This window comes from Klebsiella sp. LY (assembly GCF_004010915.1).
Taxonomy (GTDB): domain Bacteria; phylum Pseudomonadota; class Gammaproteobacteria; order Enterobacterales; family Enterobacteriaceae; genus Klebsiella; species Klebsiella quasipneumoniae.
The window spans coordinates 781,021-796,774 of sequence record NZ_CP022444.1 but is presented as its reverse complement, the minus strand read 5'-3'; the positions used below and the strand labels follow the sequence as shown (position 1 = coordinate 796,774).

At 59.1% G+C, this 15,754-nt stretch carries 16 protein-coding genes and 1 other annotated feature; of the genes, 7 read left to right on the top strand and 9 right to left on the bottom strand.

Annotation, left to right across the window (positions count from 1 at the left end):
• Positions 1 to 7: 7 nt before the first annotated feature.
• Genes wbdA through wbdC form a run of 3 tightly spaced genes read left to right on the top strand, consistent with a single transcriptional unit; the run spans position 8 to position 4,847 of the window.
• On the top strand, positions 8 to 2,530 hold the full coding sequence (wbdA, locus tag CE636_RS06755) for a polymannosyl GlcNAc-diphospho-ditrans,octacis-undecaprenol 2,3-alpha-mannosylpolymerase WbdA (RefSeq protein WP_017899709.1): 2,523 nt from the start codon (positions 8 to 10) through the stop codon (positions 2,528 to 2,530).
• 46 nt (positions 2,531 to 2,576) lie between these two features.
• A complete protein-coding gene (locus CE636_RS06750; protein WP_004203596.1) occupies positions 2,577 to 3,722 on the top strand; it encodes a glycosyltransferase family 4 protein in 1,146 nt (381 codons plus the stop codon).
• A 9-nt stretch (positions 3,723 to 3,731) separates the two neighbouring features.
• Positions 3,732 to 4,847, top strand: coding sequence for an N-acetyl-alpha-D-glucosaminyl-diphospho-ditrans,octacis-undecaprenol 3-alpha-mannosyltransferase WbdC (wbdC, locus tag CE636_RS06745; protein ID WP_017899708.1), 1,116 nt, complete (start codon positions 3,732 to 3,734; stop codon positions 4,845 to 4,847).
• 38 nt (positions 4,848 to 4,885) lie between these two features.
• Here the strand turns inward: wbdC and hisIE are convergent, their stop codons facing one another.
• From hisIE to hisL, 9 genes are all read right to left on the bottom strand, one after another.
• Positions 4,886 to 5,482: a bifunctional phosphoribosyl-AMP cyclohydrolase/phosphoribosyl-ATP diphosphatase HisIE gene (gene hisIE, locus CE636_RS06740; RefSeq protein ID WP_004203593.1), complete on the bottom strand. Its 597-nt coding sequence runs from the start codon at positions 5,480 to 5,482 to the stop codon at positions 4,886 to 4,888.
• Positions 5,476 to 6,252: an imidazole glycerol phosphate synthase subunit HisF gene (gene hisF / locus CE636_RS06735; RefSeq protein WP_017899707.1), complete on the bottom strand. Its 777-nt coding sequence runs from the start codon at positions 6,250 to 6,252 to the stop codon at positions 5,476 to 5,478. Before hisF ends, hisIE begins: the two co-directional genes overlap by 7 nt.
• Positions 6,234 to 6,971, bottom strand: a complete 738-nt coding sequence (gene hisA / locus CE636_RS06730; protein WP_004200373.1) for a 1-(5-phosphoribosyl)-5-[(5-phosphoribosylamino)methylideneamino]imidazole-4-carboxamide isomerase — start codon at positions 6,969 to 6,971, stop codon at positions 6,234 to 6,236. Before hisA ends, hisF begins: the two co-directional genes overlap by 19 nt.
• Positions 6,971 to 7,561: an imidazole glycerol phosphate synthase subunit HisH gene (gene hisH, locus CE636_RS06725; RefSeq protein WP_002912227.1), complete on the bottom strand. Its 591-nt coding sequence runs from the start codon at positions 7,559 to 7,561 to the stop codon at positions 6,971 to 6,973. The genes hisA and hisH overlap by 1 nt, the downstream gene beginning before the upstream one ends.
• Complete coding sequence (gene hisB / locus CE636_RS06720) at positions 7,561 to 8,628, bottom strand: bifunctional histidinol-phosphatase/imidazoleglycerol-phosphate dehydratase HisB (protein ID WP_017899706.1); 1,068 nt, start codon at positions 8,626 to 8,628, stop codon at positions 7,561 to 7,563. Before hisB ends, hisH begins: the two co-directional genes overlap by 1 nt.
• Complete coding sequence (gene hisC / locus CE636_RS06715; RefSeq protein WP_017899705.1) at positions 8,625 to 9,686, bottom strand: histidinol-phosphate transaminase; 1,062 nt, start codon at positions 9,684 to 9,686, stop codon at positions 8,625 to 8,627. Before hisC ends, hisB begins: the two co-directional genes overlap by 4 nt.
• The gene (gene hisD / locus CE636_RS06710; RefSeq protein ID WP_017899704.1) at positions 9,683 to 10,987 is read right to left on the bottom strand and encodes a histidinol dehydrogenase; all 1,305 of its coding nucleotides are present in this window, start codon (positions 10,985 to 10,987) and stop codon (positions 9,683 to 9,685) included. The genes hisC and hisD overlap by 4 nt, the downstream gene beginning before the upstream one ends.
• Before the next feature lie 39 nt (positions 10,988 to 11,026).
• The gene (gene hisG, locus CE636_RS06705) at positions 11,027 to 11,926 is read right to left on the bottom strand and encodes an ATP phosphoribosyltransferase (RefSeq protein ID WP_002912152.1); all 900 of its coding nucleotides are present in this window, start codon (positions 11,924 to 11,926) and stop codon (positions 11,027 to 11,029) included.
• 47 nt (positions 11,927 to 11,973) lie between these two features.
• Positions 11,974 to 12,096 (bottom strand) — a sequence feature (His leader region).
• Positions 12,072 to 12,122, bottom strand: coding sequence for a his operon leader peptide (gene hisL, locus CE636_RS06700; protein ID WP_004899375.1), 51 nt, complete (start codon positions 12,120 to 12,122; stop codon positions 12,072 to 12,074). Its footprint overlaps the feature before it by 25 nt.
• A gap of 175 nt (positions 12,123 to 12,297) precedes the next feature.
• Between hisL and CE636_RS06695 the strand changes: the two genes are divergently transcribed.
• The 4 genes from CE636_RS06695 to plaP all read left to right on the top strand — a co-directional run bounded on the left by CE636_RS06695 (position 12,298) and on the right by plaP (position 15,699).
• Positions 12,298 to 13,122 carry an SDR family oxidoreductase gene (locus CE636_RS06695; RefSeq protein WP_004203585.1) on the top strand — a complete coding sequence of 275 codons (825 nt, stop codon included), beginning with the start codon at positions 12,298 to 12,300 and terminating at the stop codon, positions 13,120 to 13,122.
• 38 nt (positions 13,123 to 13,160) lie between these two features.
• Complete coding sequence (locus CE636_RS06690) at positions 13,161 to 14,051, top strand: LysR family transcriptional regulator (protein WP_017899703.1); 891 nt, start codon at positions 13,161 to 13,163, stop codon at positions 14,049 to 14,051.
• A 237-nt stretch (positions 14,052 to 14,288) separates the two neighbouring features.
• Positions 14,289 to 14,351, top strand: coding sequence for a membrane protein YoeI (gene yoeI, locus CE636_RS29645; protein ID WP_096335043.1), 63 nt, complete (start codon positions 14,289 to 14,291; stop codon positions 14,349 to 14,351).
• Complete coding sequence (gene plaP / locus CE636_RS06680) at positions 14,341 to 15,699, top strand: putrescine/proton symporter PlaP (protein WP_004148994.1); 1,359 nt, start codon at positions 14,341 to 14,343, stop codon at positions 15,697 to 15,699. Before yoeI ends, plaP begins: the two co-directional genes overlap by 11 nt.
• Positions 15,700 to 15,754 lie beyond the last annotated feature (55 nt).

Below are 15,754 nucleotides of genomic sequence, written 5' to 3'. Positions count from 1 at the left end.
GATTAACTTGCATATTTTGATTGATGTCCAGGGCTACCAGTCGGAAAGCAAATTCCGCGGTATCGGTCGCAGTACCCTGGCCATGAGCCGCGCCATTATTGAAAATGCCGGTGAGCATCGCGTCAGTATTCTGATCAATGGTATGTATCCCATTGACAATATTAATGATGTAAAAATGGCTTATCGGGACCTGCTGACGGACGAAGATATGTTCATCTTCTCCGCCGTCGCGCCAACGGCCTATTGCAATATCGATAACCACGGTCGTAGCAAAGCCGCCCAGGCGGCCCGCGATATCGCTATCGCCAATATCGCGCCTGATATTGTCTATGTTATTAGCTTCTTCGAAGGCCATGGGGATAGTTATACCGTGTCTATTCCGGCGGACAATGTGCCGTGGAAGACGGTGTGCGTATGCCACGATCTGATCCCGCTGTTAAATAAAGAACGTTATCTCGGCGACCCGAATTTCCGCGAGTTTTATATGAACAAGCTGGCGGAGTTTGAGCGGGCGGATGCGATCTTCGCTATTTCGCAGTCGGCGGCCCAGGAAGTGATCGAATATACCGACATCGCCAGCGATCGGGTATTGAACATCTCCTCGGCGGTGGGCGAAGAGTTTGCGGTGATCGATTATTCCGCTGAGCGTATTCAGTCTTTAAAAGACAAATACAGCCTGCCGGATGAGTTTATCCTAACGCTGGCGATGATCGAGCCGCGGAAAAACATTGAAGCGCTTATTCATGCTTACAGCATGCTGCCTGCCGAACTGCAGCAGCGCTATCCGATGGTGCTCGCGTATAAGGTGCATCCTGAAGATCTGGAGCGTATTCTGCGTCTGGCGGAAAGCTATGGCCTCTCCCGCAGTCAGCTTATCTTTACCGGCTTCCTGACCGACGACGATCTGATTGCCCTGTACAACCTGTGCAAACTGTTTGTGTTCCCGTCGCTGCATGAAGGTTTCGGCCTGCCGCCGCTGGAAGCGATGCGCTGCGGGGCGGCGACCTTAGGTTCAAACATTACCAGCCTGCCGGAAGTCATTGGCTGGGAAGATGCGATGTTCAATCCGCATGACGTGCAGGATATTCGCCGGGTGATGGAGAAGGCGCTGACCGATGAGGCGTTTTACCGTGAGCTGAAGGCGCATGCTCTGACGCAGTCGGCCAAATTCTCCTGGGCCAATACCGCCCATCTGGCGATCGATGGTTTCTCTCGTCTGCTGCAGTCGTCCAAAGGGGCACATGCTGGGCAGGCGGAAGGCGTGACCGCCTCGCGGATTCAGACGATGCAGAAAATTGATGCGCTGAGCGAAGTCGACCGTCTCGGTCTGGCGTGGGCCGTTGCGCGCAATGGCTTTAAGCAGCATACCCGCAAGCTGCTGGTGGACATTTCGGTTCTGGCGAAGCATGACGCGAAGACCGGGATCCAGCGCGTCTCGCGCAGTATTCTCAGCGAATTACTGAAATCCGGCGTGCCGGGTTATAAGGTTTCCGCCGTCTACTACACCCCAGGCGAGTGTTACCGCTACGCTAACCAATATCTGTCCAGTAACTTCCCGGGCGAATATGGTGCCGACGAGCCGGTGCTGTTCAGCAAAGATGATATTCTGATCGCCACCGATCTGACCGCGCATCTCTTCCCGGAGGTGGTGACGCAAATTGACAGCATGCGCGCCGCCGGGGCGTTCGCCTGCTTCGTGGTGCATGATATTTTGCCATTACGACGCCCGGAGTGGAGTATCGAAGGCATTCAGCGTGAATTCCCGATCTGGCTGTCCTGCCTCGCGGAGCATGCCGACCGGCTGATCTGCGTCTCTGCAAGCGTCGCCGAGGATGTGAAAGCGTGGATTGCGGAAAATAGCCATTGGGTGAAACCGAATCCGCTGCTGACCGTCAGCAACTTCCATCTGGGCGCCGACCTCGATGCCAGCGTACCGTCCACTGGCATGCCGGACAATGCACAGGCGCTGTTAGCCACGATGGCCGCAGCCCCGTCATTTATCATGGTGGGCACCATGGAGCCGCGCAAAGGTCACGCCCAGACGCTGGCCGCCTTCGAGGAGCTGTGGCGCGAGGGCAAAGACTACAACTTGTTTATCGTCGGCAAACAGGGCTGGAACGTTGACAGCTTGTGCGAAAAATTACGCCATCATCCTCAGCTGAACAAAAAGCTGTTCTGGTTGCAGAATATCAGCGACGAGTTTTTGGCCGAGCTATACGCTCGTTCACGGGCGCTGATCTTTGCCTCGCAGGGGGAGGGCTTTGGCCTGCCGTTGATTGAAGCGGCGCAGAAAAAGCTGCCGGTGATTATCCGCGATATCCCGGTGTTTAAAGAGATTGCTCAGGAACATGCGTGGTATTTCTCCGGGGAGGCGCCGGCTGACATTGCTAAGGCCGTCGAAGACTGGTTAGCCCTGTATGAGCAAAACGCGCATCCTCGCTCCGAAAATATCAACTGGTTAACCTGGAAGCAGAGCGCGGAATTTCTCCTGAAAAACCTGCCGATTATCGCGCCAGCCGCGAAGCAATAATCGCTATCAACAGGGCCGCCCCGGTGGCCCTTGTGATGAGTTCGTTATGAAAATTATTTTTGCTACTGAGCCAATTAAATATCCGTTAACGGGCATCGGTCGGTATTCCCTGGAACTGGTTAAGCGACTGGCGGTTGCTCGTGAAATCGAAGAGCTGAAGCTGTTTCACGGCGCGTCGTTTATCGACCAGATCCCCCAGGTTGAGAATAAAAGCGATACCAAAGCCAGCAATCATGGTCGTCTGTCGGCGTTTCTGCGCCGCCAGCCGCTGCTGATTGAGGCGTATCGCCTGCTGCATCCGCGGCGCCAGGCGTGGGCATTGCGCGATTACAAAGACTACATTTACCATGGCCCTAACTTCTATCTGCCGCATCGCCTGGAACGCGCCGTAACCACGTTTCATGACATCTCTATATTTACCTGCCCGGAATATCATCCAAAAGATCGGGTTCGCTATATGGAGAAGTCCCTGCACGAGAGCCTGGATTCGGCAAAGCTGATCCTGACCGTCTCTGACTTCTCGCGCAGTGAAATCATCCGCCTGTTCAACTATCCGGCGGAGCGGATCGTCACCACCAAGCTGGCCTGCAGCAGCGACTATATTCCGCGCAGCCCGGCGGAGTGCCTGCCGGTCCTGCAGAAATATCAGCTGGCGTGGCAGGGCTATGCGTTGTATATCGGCACCATGGAGCCGCGTAAAAATATCCGCGGTCTGCTGCAGGCCTATCAGCTGCTGCCGATGGAGACCCGCATGCGCTACCCGCTGATCCTCAGCGGTTATCGTGGATGGGAAGACGATGTGCTGTGGCAGTTAGTCGAGCGCGGTACGCGAGAAGGGTGGATCCGTTACCTGGGCTATGTCCCGGATGAAGACCTGCCTTATCTGTACGCGGCGGCCAGAACCTTTGTTTATCCCTCCTTCTACGAGGGATTCGGTTTACCTATTCTTGAAGCGATGTCTTGCGGTGTGCCGGTAGTATGTTCCAATGTCACTTCTTTGCCTGAGGTGGTTGGCGATGCCGGCCTCGTTGCCGATCCTAATGATGTAGACGCGATTAGCGCGCATATTTTGCAGAGCCTGCAGGATGATAGCTGGCGGGAAATCGCCACCGCGCGCGGTCTTGCCCAGGCGAAACAGTTTTCGTGGGAGAACTGTACGACCCAGACCATTAACGCCTATAAATTACTCTAAGGGTGTCAGTTGAGAGTTCTACACGTCTATAAGACCTACTATCCCGATACCTACGGCGGTATTGAGCAGGTCATTTATCAGCTCAGTCAGGGCTGCGCCCGCCGGGGAATCGCAGCCGATGTTTTTACTTTTAGCCCGGACAAAGAGACAGGACCTGTCGCCTACGAAGACCATCGGGTCATTTATAATAAGCAGCTTTTTGAAATTGCCTCCACGCCGTTTTCGCTGAAAGCGTTAAAGCGTTTTAAGCAGATTAAAGATGATTACGACATCATCAACTACCATTTTCCGTTTCCATTCATGGATATGTTGCATCTCTCGGCGCGGCCTGACGCCAGAACGGTGGTGACCTATCATTCTGATATTGTGAAACAAAAACGGTTGATGAAGCTGTACCAGCCGCTGCAGGAGCGATTTCTCGCCAGCGTCGACTGCATCGTCGCCTCGTCGCCCAACTACGTGGCCTCCAGCCAGACCCTGAAAAAATATCAGGATAAAACGGTGGTGATCCCGTTTGGTCTGGAGCAGCATGACGTGCAGCACGATCCGCAGCGGGTGGCGCACTGGCGGGAAACCGTCGGCGATAACTTCTTCCTCTTCGTCGGCGCTTTCCGCTACTACAAAGGGCTGCACATTCTGCTGGATGCCGCCGAGCGTAGCCGGCTGCCGGTGGTGATCGTCGGGGGAGGGCCGCTGGAGGCGGAAGTGCGTCGTGAAGCGCAGCAGCGCGGGCTGAGCAATGTGGTGTTTACCGGCATGCTCAACGACGAAGATAAATACATTCTCTTCCAGCTCTGCCGTGGCGTGGTCTTCCCCTCGCATCTGCGCTCCGAGGCGTTTGGCATTACGTTACTGGAAGGCGCGCGCTTCGCCAGGCCGCTGATCTCCTGTGAGATCGGCACCGGGACCTCGTTCATTAACCAGGACAAAGTGAATGGTTGCGTGATCCCGCCGAATGACAGTCGGGCGCTGGTGGAGGCGATGAATGAGCTCTGGCATAACGATGAAACCGCCAGCCGCTATGGCGAAAACTCGCGTCGTCGTTTTGAAGAGATGTTTACTGCCGACCATATGATTGACGCTTACGTCAATCTCTACACTACTCTGCTGGAAAGCAAATCCTGAGGCTAGCTACCCCCGCCGTTGCGGCGGGGGTCAACGCGTTAGTGACGACTCTTCAGATTATCAATCACTTCCCCGAGATCCAGCCCCTGGTCCTGCAGCAGCACCAGTAGGTGATACATCAGGTCCGACGCCTCATTCTTCAGCTCGAAGCGGTCGTTCACCGTGGCGGCCAGCGCGGTCTCCACGCCTTCTTCTCCCACTTTCTGCGCGATGCGCTTGGTGCCGCTGGCATACAGCTTCGCCGTGTAGGAGCTCTCCGGGTCGGCGTGCTTACGCTCAGCCAGCAGCTGCTCCAGCTGATAGAGGAACAGCCACTGGTGTCCGGCGTCGCCGAAGCAGCTGGTGGTGCCTTTGTGGCAGGTCGGCCCGATCGGGTTCACCAGCACCAGCAGCGTATCGTTGTCGCAGTCCGGTGTGATGCTCACCACGTTGAGGACATTGCCCGAGGTTTCACCCTTGGTCCACAGCCGCTGTTTGGTGCGTGAGTAAAAGGTGACCTTGCCGGTGGCTTCGGTTTTCTCCAGCGCGTCCTTGTTCATGTAGCCCAGCATCAGCACTTCGCCGGATACGGCGTGCTGCACGATGGCCGGCATCATGCCGTCCGTTTTTTCCCAGTCCAGCTGTTCAGTCAACATACCCTTATCTCCACGCCCTGTGCCGCCAGGTACGCTTTCAGTTCGCCAATATTAATAATCTGTTTGTGGAATACCGAGGCCGCCAGCGCGCCGTCAACGTCGGCGTCGCGGAAGGCTTCGAGGAAGTGTTCCATGGTGCCTGCGCCGCCGGAGGCGATCAGCGGCACATGGCACACCGCGCGGACCTTCGCCAGCTGCTGCAGGTCGTAGCCGTTGCGCACCCCGTCCTGGTTCATCATATTGAGGACGATCTCGCCCGCGCCGCGCTTCTGCACTTCCTCCACCCAGTCGAGGGTTTCCCACTGCGTCACCCGGGTGCGGCTCTCGTCGCCGGTGTACTGATTAACGTGATACTTGCCGGTCTGTGCATCAAACCAGGTATCGATCCCCACCACGATGCACTGCACGCCAAAGCGGTCTGCAAGGCGGGTGATCAGCGTCGGGTCGGCGAGAGCAGGGGAGTTAATCGAGATCTTATCGGCGCCGAAGGAGAGGATCTGCGCCGCGTCTTCCAGCGACTTGATCCCGCCCGCCACGCAGAAAGGAATATCGATTACTTCCGCCACCCGCGACACCCAGCTCTTATCGACCACCCGGCCGTCGCTGGAGGCGGTGATATCATAAAACACCAGCTCGTCGGCGCCTTCGTCGGCATAGCGCTTGGCCAGCGGGACGATATCGCCGATGATCTCGTGATTACGGAACTGCACGCCTTTCACTACCTGGCCGTCGCGGACGTCGAGGCAGGGGATTATCCGTTTTGCCAGCATTGAATGGCCTCCGTTACGTTGAATTTGCCTTCCAGCAGCGCGCGACCGACAATCACGCCGCGCACCCCGGTGCCGCGCAGGGCGGCAATATCATTGAGATCGCCGATGCCGCCGGACGACTGAAACGCCACCTGCGGGTAGCGGGCGCAGACTTCCTCGTACAGCGAGACGTTGGAGCCCGCCAGCGTGCCGTCGCGGGAGATATCGGTGCACAGCACATGCTGCAGGCCGACCGGCAGATAGCTCTCCACCAGCTCCTCCAGGGTCACGCCGGAGTTTTCCTGCCAGCCGCTGACCGCCACCTGCTTATTGCCGTCGGCGTCGATACGCACGTCGAGGGCCAGCACCAGCCGTTCAGGGCCAAAGCGTTTAAACCAGCCTTTCACTTCCTCCGGGGATTTCACCGCAGTGGAGCCGACCACCACGCGGGCGACGCCGGCTTCAAGCAGAGCCGCGACATCCGCCTCGGTCCGCACGCCGCCGCCGACCTGCACCGGGACGTCAACGCCGGCGACCAGTGATTTCAGCAGCGGGATCTGGCGCTTCGCCGGATCCTTCGCCCCGGTCAGGTCGACCAGGTGCAGGACTTCCGCTCCCTGAGCGGCATAGGACTGCAGGCGCGGCAGCGGATCGCTGCCATAGTCGCGCTGCTGGCCATAATCGCCCTGGTGGAGACGAACGACGGTGCCGTCGATTAAATCTAAAGCAGGAATAATCATCACATCTCCAGGAAGTTTTTCAGCAGCTGCGCCCCGGCGCTCCCGGAGCGCTCCGGATGGAACTGCACGCCAAAGAAGTTATCTTTCTGCACCGCGGCGGTGAACGCCTCGCCGTAATTGCACTGGGCGATGGTGTACGGGTTGACCGGCATGGCGTAGCTGTGCACGAAGTAGAAGTAAGCCCCTTCTTCAATGCCGCGGAACAGACGATCGCCCGCTTTGGCATACACCCGGTTCCAGCCCATGTGCGGCAGCGGAAGGCCGTGGTCGGTCATCTTCGGCACCTCTTCCTCGATAATGCCCAGCAGATCGACGCCGTTGTTCTCTTCACTGCGCTTGCCGAGCAGCTGCATACCCAGGCAAATCCCCAGCACCGGCTGGGTACAGGCTTTGATCAGGTCGATCAGTTCGCGGTCGCGCAGCTGGTCCATCGCCGCCTGGGCGGTGCCGACGCCGGGAAGAAACAGTTTATCGGCACGCAATACCACCTCCGGGTCGCGGCTGACCACCGGCTCATAGCCGTGGCGGCCAATCGCCGATTTCACCGAATTGAGGTTGGCGCACCCGGTATCAAGGATCACCACATTCATTACAGCACCCCTTTGGAAGACGGCAGGGCATCGCCCTGGACGCGGATCGCCTGGCGCAGCGTACGGCCAAAGGCTTTGAACAGGCTCTCCACGCGGTGGTGATCGTTCTTGCCCTTGGTTTTCAGGTGCAGCGTCACCGCCATGGTGTAAGAGAGCGAGCGGAAGAAGTGTTCCACCATCTCGGTGCTCAGATCGCCGACGCGCTGATAGGTGAAGTCCGCCTTATACTCCAGGTGCGGACGGCCGGAGATATCCAGCGCGCAGCGGGCGAGACACTCGTCCATCGGCAGCACGAAGCCGAAGCGGTTGATGCCGCGCTTGTCGCCAAGCGCCAGCTTCAGGGCTTCGCCGAGGGCCAGGCCGGTATCTTCCACCGTGTGGTGATCGTCGATGTACAGATCGCCGCCGACGTTGACCTCCATGCGGAAGCCGCCATGGGTGGCGATTTGGTCGAGCATATGGTCAAAAAAGCCGACGCCGGTGTGGATCTTGCTGCCGCCTTCGCGGTCCAGCCACACTTTCACATCCACCTGGGTCTCTTTGGTGATGCGCTCGACGTGGGCATAGCGGTCACGGCGGGTCAGTTGCTCGCAGATGGTCGGCCAGTTCAGCGTCTCGCGGTCATAGCGCAGACCGATAATCCCCATGTTATCCGCCAGCTCAAGGTCGGTGGCCCTGTCGCCAATCACATAGCTGTGGGCTTTATCCAGTACGCCCTCTTCCAGCCACGGCAGCACCAGCTGGGTTTTCGGCTTGCGGCAGGCGCAGTTGTCGCCCGGGAAGTGCGGACAAATCAGCACTTCTTCAAAGTTAACGCCCTGCGAGGCGAAGATCTGCATCATCAGGTTGTGCGGGCCATCAAACGCCTCCTGCGGCAGGCTGTCGGTGCCCAGACCATCCTGGTTGGTGATCATCACCAGCTTATAGCCTTCCTGCTGCAGCTTCAGCAGCGCCGGGATCACCTGCGGCTCAAACGCCAGCTTGTCGAAACGGTCCACCTGGAAATCCACCGGCGGTTCGGAAATCAGGGTGCCGTCACGGTCAATAAAGAGATACTTCTGGGTCATACATTCTCCGCAGTCAAGGCGTCAATCACGCGCTGGCTCTCGGCACGGGTACCGATAGTGATACGCAAACAGCCGCTCAATGAAGGTTGTTTATTCTGGTCACGTAAGATAATGCCCTGATCCCACAAAGATTTAAACACTGCACTGGAGGCGGTTATCCGCGCCAGGACGTAGTTGGTTTCGGAATCGAAGACCTGCTCCACGCAGGCAATGCCGCGCAGCTGTTCCACCAGGTAGCGGCGCTCGTCGAGGATCTGCGCCACGCGCTGACGCATCGCGGCGATCCCCTCCGGGCTCAGGGCCTGGGCGGCGATATCGGCCACCGGCGTGGAGAGCGGGTACGGGGCGATCACTTTCAGCAGCACGTTAATCACCTCGGCATTGGCGAGGGTGAAGCCGCAGCGCAGGCCGGCGAGGGCGAAGGCTTTGGACAGCGTGCGCAGCACCACCAGGTGCGGATAGTCGCTGAGCCAGCCGGCCAGCGTCGCCTGCGGGCAGAATTCAATATAGGCTTCGTCGGCCACCACGATAGCTTTGCCGCGGGTCATCTCCAGCAGGTCGCGCATCGACTGCGGGTCGATAATTTGCCCGGTCGGGTTGTTCGGGCTGCAGACGAAGACCACCTTCACCCCGTCCAGCTGCGCCTCGATGCCCGGCAGGTCGAGCTGCCAGTCGGCCAGCGTCGGCACGGTGCGGCACTCGACGCCGATGGTCTCGGCGCTGACGCTGTACATGCCGTAGGTCGGCGGGCAGTAGAGCACGGCGTCTTCGCCTGGCTCGCAGAAGGCGCGGATCAGCAGCTCAATGCCTTCGTCGGCGCCGCGGCTGACCAGCACCTGCTCCGGTTTAACCTCGGCGTAGCGGGCGTAGCTCTCAATCACCGCCTTCGGCTGCGGCTCCGGATAGCGGTTCAGCGTCTGCTCGGTCAGCTGGAAGGCCACGGCGGTGGGGAATTCGTTAGCGTTCAGCCAGACGTCGCCTTTCCCGCCCAGGCGGCGAGCGGATTGATACGGGGTCAGCGCGCGAACGTTGGCGCGGGCTAAATCTTCAATGCTCATGCTTGCTCCTTCAGGGCGGCAACGCGCAGCGTTACGGCGTTTTTGTGGGCGTCAAGGCGTTCGGCGGCGGCCAGGATCTCAATCGTTGAGGCGAGGGCGGCAAAGCCGTCGCGCGACAGCTCCTGCACGGTCATCCGTTTCTGGAAGTCGGCCAGGCCGAGGCTCGAACAGGTGGCGGTATAGCCATAGGTCGGCAGGACGTGGTTGGTGCCCGAGGCATAGTCGCCCGCGGATTCCGGCGACCAGTCGCCAAGGAAAACCGAGCCGGCGCTGGTGATGCTGTCCACCAGCTCACGGGCCTGGCGGGTCTGAATGATCAGGTGCTCCGGACCGTACTGGTTGGAGATGGCCACGCACTGCGCCAGGTCGCGGGCCACGATGATCCGGCTGGCGGAGAGCGCCACGCGGGCGGTTTCGGCGCGCGGCAGGGCGGCCAGCTGGCGCTCCACGGCCTCGGCGACGCGGTTGCCCATCCCGGCGTCCGGGGTCAGGAGGATCACCTGCGAGTCCGGGCCGTGTTCCGCCTGCGACAGCAGGTCGGAGGCGACAAAGTCCGGATTGGCGCCGCTGTCGGCGATCACCAGCACTTCCGACGGGCCGGCCGGCATGTCGATGGCCGCGCCGTCCAGACGCTGGCTGACCTGGCGTTTGGCCTCCGTGACGTAAGCGTTACCCGGGCCAAAGATTTTATCCACCTTCGGCACCGACTCGGTTCCGAGGGCGAGGGCGGCGATGGCCTGCGCGCCGCCGACGTTAAAGATGGTTTTCACGCCGCACAGCTGCGCGGCGTAGAGGATCTCATCGGCGATCGGCGGCGGCGAGCAGAGCACCACCTGCTGACAGCCGGCGATGCGCGCCGGCGTCGCCAGCATCAGCACCGTGGAGAACAGCGGCGCCGAGCCGCCCGGAATATACAGCCCGGCGGAGGCGATAGGGCGGGTCACTTGCTGGCAGCGCACCCCCGGCAGCGTTTCGACATCCACCGCCTGCAGCTTTTGCGCGTTGTGGAAGGTCTCGATGTTTTGCACCGCCACCGCCATCGCCTGCTTCAGCTCGTCGCTGAGGCGCTCGCCGGCGGCGGCGATCTCCGCCTCGCTCACCTGCAGCGCGGCGACGGTGGTTTTATCAAACTTCGCGCTGTATTCGCGCAGCGCCGCATCGCCGTTGGCTTTGACGTTATCGAGGATCTCCGCCACCGTTTTACTGATGCTGTCGGAGGCGGAAATCGCCGGGCGCGTTAAGAGTTGTCGCTGTTGGTCAGCGCTACAGCCGTTCCAGTCGATGATTGTGTTGAAGCTCATGATTGTTTTCCCCTGTGTGTCCCGTGACCGGCTGGCCGATTACTCCATCATTTTCTCAATCGGCAGCACCAGAATGGAGCTGGCGCCCAGCGCCTTCAGTTTTTCCATGGTCTCCCAGAACAGGGTTTCGCTGCTGACCATGTGCATCGCCACGCGCTGCTTGTCGCCTGCCAGCGGCAGAATGGTCGGACGCTCGGCGCCCGGCAGCAGGGCAACCACTTCCTCAAGGCGTTCGGTCGGGGCGTGCATCATGATGTATTTCGACTCGCGGGCCTGGATCACCCCCTGAATACGGGTCAGCAGGCGGTCAATCAGCTGCTGTTTGGCGTCGGCCATTTCGCCGTCGCGCTGGATCAGGCAGGCTTTGGAGCGGTAGATCACTTCCACTTCGCGCAGGCCGTTGGCTTCCAGGGTGGCGCCGGTGGAGACGAGGTCGCAAATGGCGTCGGCGAGGCCGGCGCGCGGCGCCACTTCCACGGAGCCGTTCAGCAGACAGGATTTAAAGGAGATACCTTTTTGATCGAGGTAGCGCTTCAGCAGGTGCGGGTAAGAGGTGGCGATACGTTTGCCGTCCAGCGCCGCCGGGCCGTTCCAGGCTTCATCCACCGGGGTCGCCAGCGACAGGCGGCAGCCGCCGAAGTCCAGACGACGCAGGGTGAAGTAGCGCGGGTCTTCGCCCTGGGCGCGGCGGCTGAGCAGCTCTTCTTCCAGCACGTTTTCGCCGATAATGCCGAGGTCGACAACACCGTCCATCACCAGGCCCGGGATATCGTCATCACGCACGCGCAGAATGTCGATTGGCATATTTTCCGCCAGCGCAATCAGACGCTGGGTGTGCAAATTGACTTTAATGCCGCAGCGGCTGAGTAATTCGCGTGAATCTTCGCTTAAACGGCCTGATTTCTGAATAGCTATGCGTAAACGGGTGTTGTCTAACATTGTTCTTTTCCTCTGAATACCTGTCTGAATCTGTCCGAATTTGGTCCAAAAAAAAGCCCCCGGAAGTGAATCTTCCGGGGGCTCTCTGCGCGTTCATGCACCACTGGAAGATCCAAATGTCTTCCAGCACACATCGCCTGAAAGACTAGTCAGGATGATGGTGATGATGGTGGTGTTTAAATTGAACGCGGTTCATAAAATTCTCTGTGAATGACTATGCATTTGATGTCCTTTAACCTAAACCACTTCCGCCGCAGAAAGCAAGGGCTTTTTTCTATCATTAATTCATTTCACATTGAGCGAAGAAATTGTCAGTTGCCGCTGGCTGGCGTAGCCTGTAATCAGCACAGCGAAAGAGTCAGGAGCCTGGGATGAAAAAGGTCGCGATAGTCGGTTTGGGATGGCTGGGGATGCCGCTGGCGCTGTCGTTGACGGCGCGAGGCTGGCAGGTCACCGGCAGTAAAACCACGCAGGATGGCGTGGAGGCGGCGCGGATGTGCGGGATCGACAGCTATCCGCTGCGCCTGGAGCCGCAGCTGGTCTGTGATACCGAGGACCTCGACGCGCTGATGAACGTCGATGCGCTGGTGATCACGCTGCCGGCCCGGCGGACCGGCGCGGGGGAAGGGTTTTATCTGCAGGCGGTGCAGGAGATCGTCGATACCGCGCTGGCGTACCATATTCCGCGGATCGTCTTCACCAGCTCCACCTCGGTGTATGGCAACGTCAACGGCACGGTGAAAGAGAACTCCCCGCGCCTGCCGGAGACCGCCAGCGGGCAGGTGCTCAAGGAGCTGGAAGACTGGCTGCACAACCTGCCGGGGACGTCGGTGGATATTCTGCGCCTGGCCGGGCTGGTGGGGCCGTCCCGTCATCCGGGACGTTTTTTCGCCGGCAAGTCGGCGCCGGATGGCCAGCATGTGGTCAATCTGGTGCATTTGCAGGATGTGGTGGCCGCCATCGAACTGCTGCTGCAGGCTCCGAAGGGCGGGCACATCTATAATCTATGTGCGCCCCGCCATCCGGCACGCGGCCTCTTTTATCCGCAGATGGCCCGCGAGCTGGGGCTGCCGCCGCCGGTGTTCAGTGACAGCCCGGACGGCGGCCAGGGCAAGATTGTGGATGGCAATCGAATCTGCAATGAGCTGGGATTTGAGTACCAGTACCCCGATCCGCTGGTGATGCCGATGGAGTGATTCGCCAGCGGTGATTCGCATACCGTAAGGGGGTAGCGATGAAACCACTGCTGGATGTCCTCGTGATCCTCGACGCACTGGAAAAAGAGGGGAGCTTTGCCGCGGCGTCGGCAAGGCTCTTTAAAACGCCCTCGGCGCTGAGCTACACCATTCACCGGCTGGAAAGCGATCTCAATATTCAGCTGCTCGACCGCAGCGGTCACCGCGCGCGCTTTACCCCCACCGGACAGATGCTGCTGGAGAAAGGACGGGAAGTGCTGCATATTGCCCGCGAACTGGAGATCCGGGCGGTTAAGCTGCAGCAGGGGTGGGAGCATACCCTCCGCCTGGCGGTGGACAGCACCTTTCCCGTGGCGCAACTCTCGCCGCTGATTGCCGCATTTTATCAACAGCAGCCGCTGACCCGGCTGCACTTCACGCTGAACCCCTCGCTGCTGGACTGGCGGCCGCTGACTGAAGGGCAGGCCGATCTCCTGCTGGGGGCGCTCGGCGAGCCGCCGCCGCTGAGCGGCTATGATTATCTTCCCCTTGGCGAGCTGGATCTGGAGCTGGTGGTCTCCCCGCAGCATCCTCTGGCGGAGCGTCGCGCCCCGTTGAGCTGGCGAACTCTGCGCCGTTACCGCGCGGTCGCCACCGGCGAGGGCGGGGCGCTGCTCGGCGATCAGGAGACCCTGACGGTATGTGACGTTACGGCGCAGCTGGCGCTGCTGCGCATGGGACTGGGGTGGGGCTGCCTGCCGCGTTACCAGGTGCAGGGGCTGCTGGAGAGCGGCGAACTGGTCAGCTTGACCGTGCGCGGGCAGTCGCCTCGTCAGCACGCGTGGATCGGCTGGAATGACGCTACCTGCGGTTTGGCTGGCAAATGGTGGCGGGAAACGCTATTAGCAAATAGTGCTATTTTTACAATTTATCATATGGAAACCGTATAGATATTAGCACGTTAAAAAATATGCTTACGCAATGAACTTCATAACATCTTGTCAACGCCGTTGAATTTGTTGCAAAATATGCGGCCTGAAAACCAGAGACTAGCCGACGCTTTTTTTTAAAGTGTCGGTTATTTTTTTGGTCGAAAGACACATCATTCAATACCAAGAGGCCGGGCTTCGTACCGGATAGATATTTACTAAAAACCGACAGTCGTTGTCGCTGAGGAATAGAAAGAAATGGGGCAATTTTTTGCTTACGCGCTGGCGTTCACCGTAAAAGGGGATAACTATGTCGCATAACGCTACTCCAAATACCTCTCGCGTGGAATTACGTAAAACACTTACGCTAGTTCCGGTTGTAATGATGGGCCTGGCCTATATGCAGCCGATGACGCTGTTCGATACGTTTGGTATCGTCTCTGGTATGACCGACGGTCACGTGCCGACGGCCTACGCCTTTGCGTTAATCGCTATCCTGTTTACTGCGCTGAGCTACGGCAAGCTGGTACGTCGTTACCCATCCGCCGGCTCGGCGTATACCTATGCACAGAAATCCATCAGCCCGACCGTTGGCTTTATGGTGGGTTGGTCCTCGCTGCTCGACTACCTGTTCGCGCCGATGATCAACATTCTGCTGGCGAAAATCTATTTTGAAGCGCTGGTGCCTTCGATTCCGTCGTGGGTGTTTGTTATCGCGCTGGTCGCCTTTATGACCGCCTTTAACTTGCGCAGCATTAAATCCGTGGCCAACTTCAACACCGTGATCGTGGTGCTGCAGGTGGTGCTGATTGCCGTCATTCTCGGCATGGTGATTTATGGCGTGTTTGAAGGCGAAGGCGCCGGTACGCTGGCCAGCAGCCGTCCGTTCTGGTCCGGTGACGCGCACGTGATCCCGATGATTACCGGGGCGACGATCCTGTGCTTCTCGTTTACCGGCTTCGACGGCATCAGCAACCTGTCTGAAGAGACCAAAGATGCAGAGCGCGTCATTCCGCGCGCGATCTTCCTGACCGCGCTGATCGGCGGCCTGATCTTCATCTTTGCCACCTACTTCCTGCAGCTGTACTTCCCGGATATCTCGCGCTTTAAAGATCCGGATGCGTCACAGCCGGAAATTATGCTCTACGTGGCAGGTAAAGCCTTCCAGGTGGGCGCGCTGATCTTCTCCACCATCACCGTACTGGCTTCCGGTATGGCGGCGCACGCTGGCGTGGCGCGTCTGATGTACGTGATGGGTCGTGACGGCGTATTCCCGAAAAGCTTCTTCGGCTACGTCCACCCGACCTGGCGCACCCCGGCGATGAACATCATCCTGGTCGGCGCTATTGCCCTGTTGGCGATTAACTTTGACCTGGTGATGGCGACGGCGCTGATTAACTTTGGTGCGCTGGTGGCGTTTACCTTCGTTAACCTGTCGGTAATTTCGCAGTTCTGGATCCGTGAGAAACGCAACAAGACGCTGAAAGACCACTTCCAGTATCTGTTCCTGCCGATGTGCGGCGCCCTGACCGTCGGCGCGCTGTGGGTCAACCTGGAAGAGAGCTCGATGATTCTGGGCCTGATCTGGGCCGGTATCGGTCTGGTCTATCTGGCCTGCGTGACCAAAAGCTTCCGCAACCCGGTGCCGCAGTACGAAGACGTGGCGTAAGGCGTAGCGTGATGTGAATGAGAAAAGCCGGAGGGAAACCTCCGGCTTTTTTTTC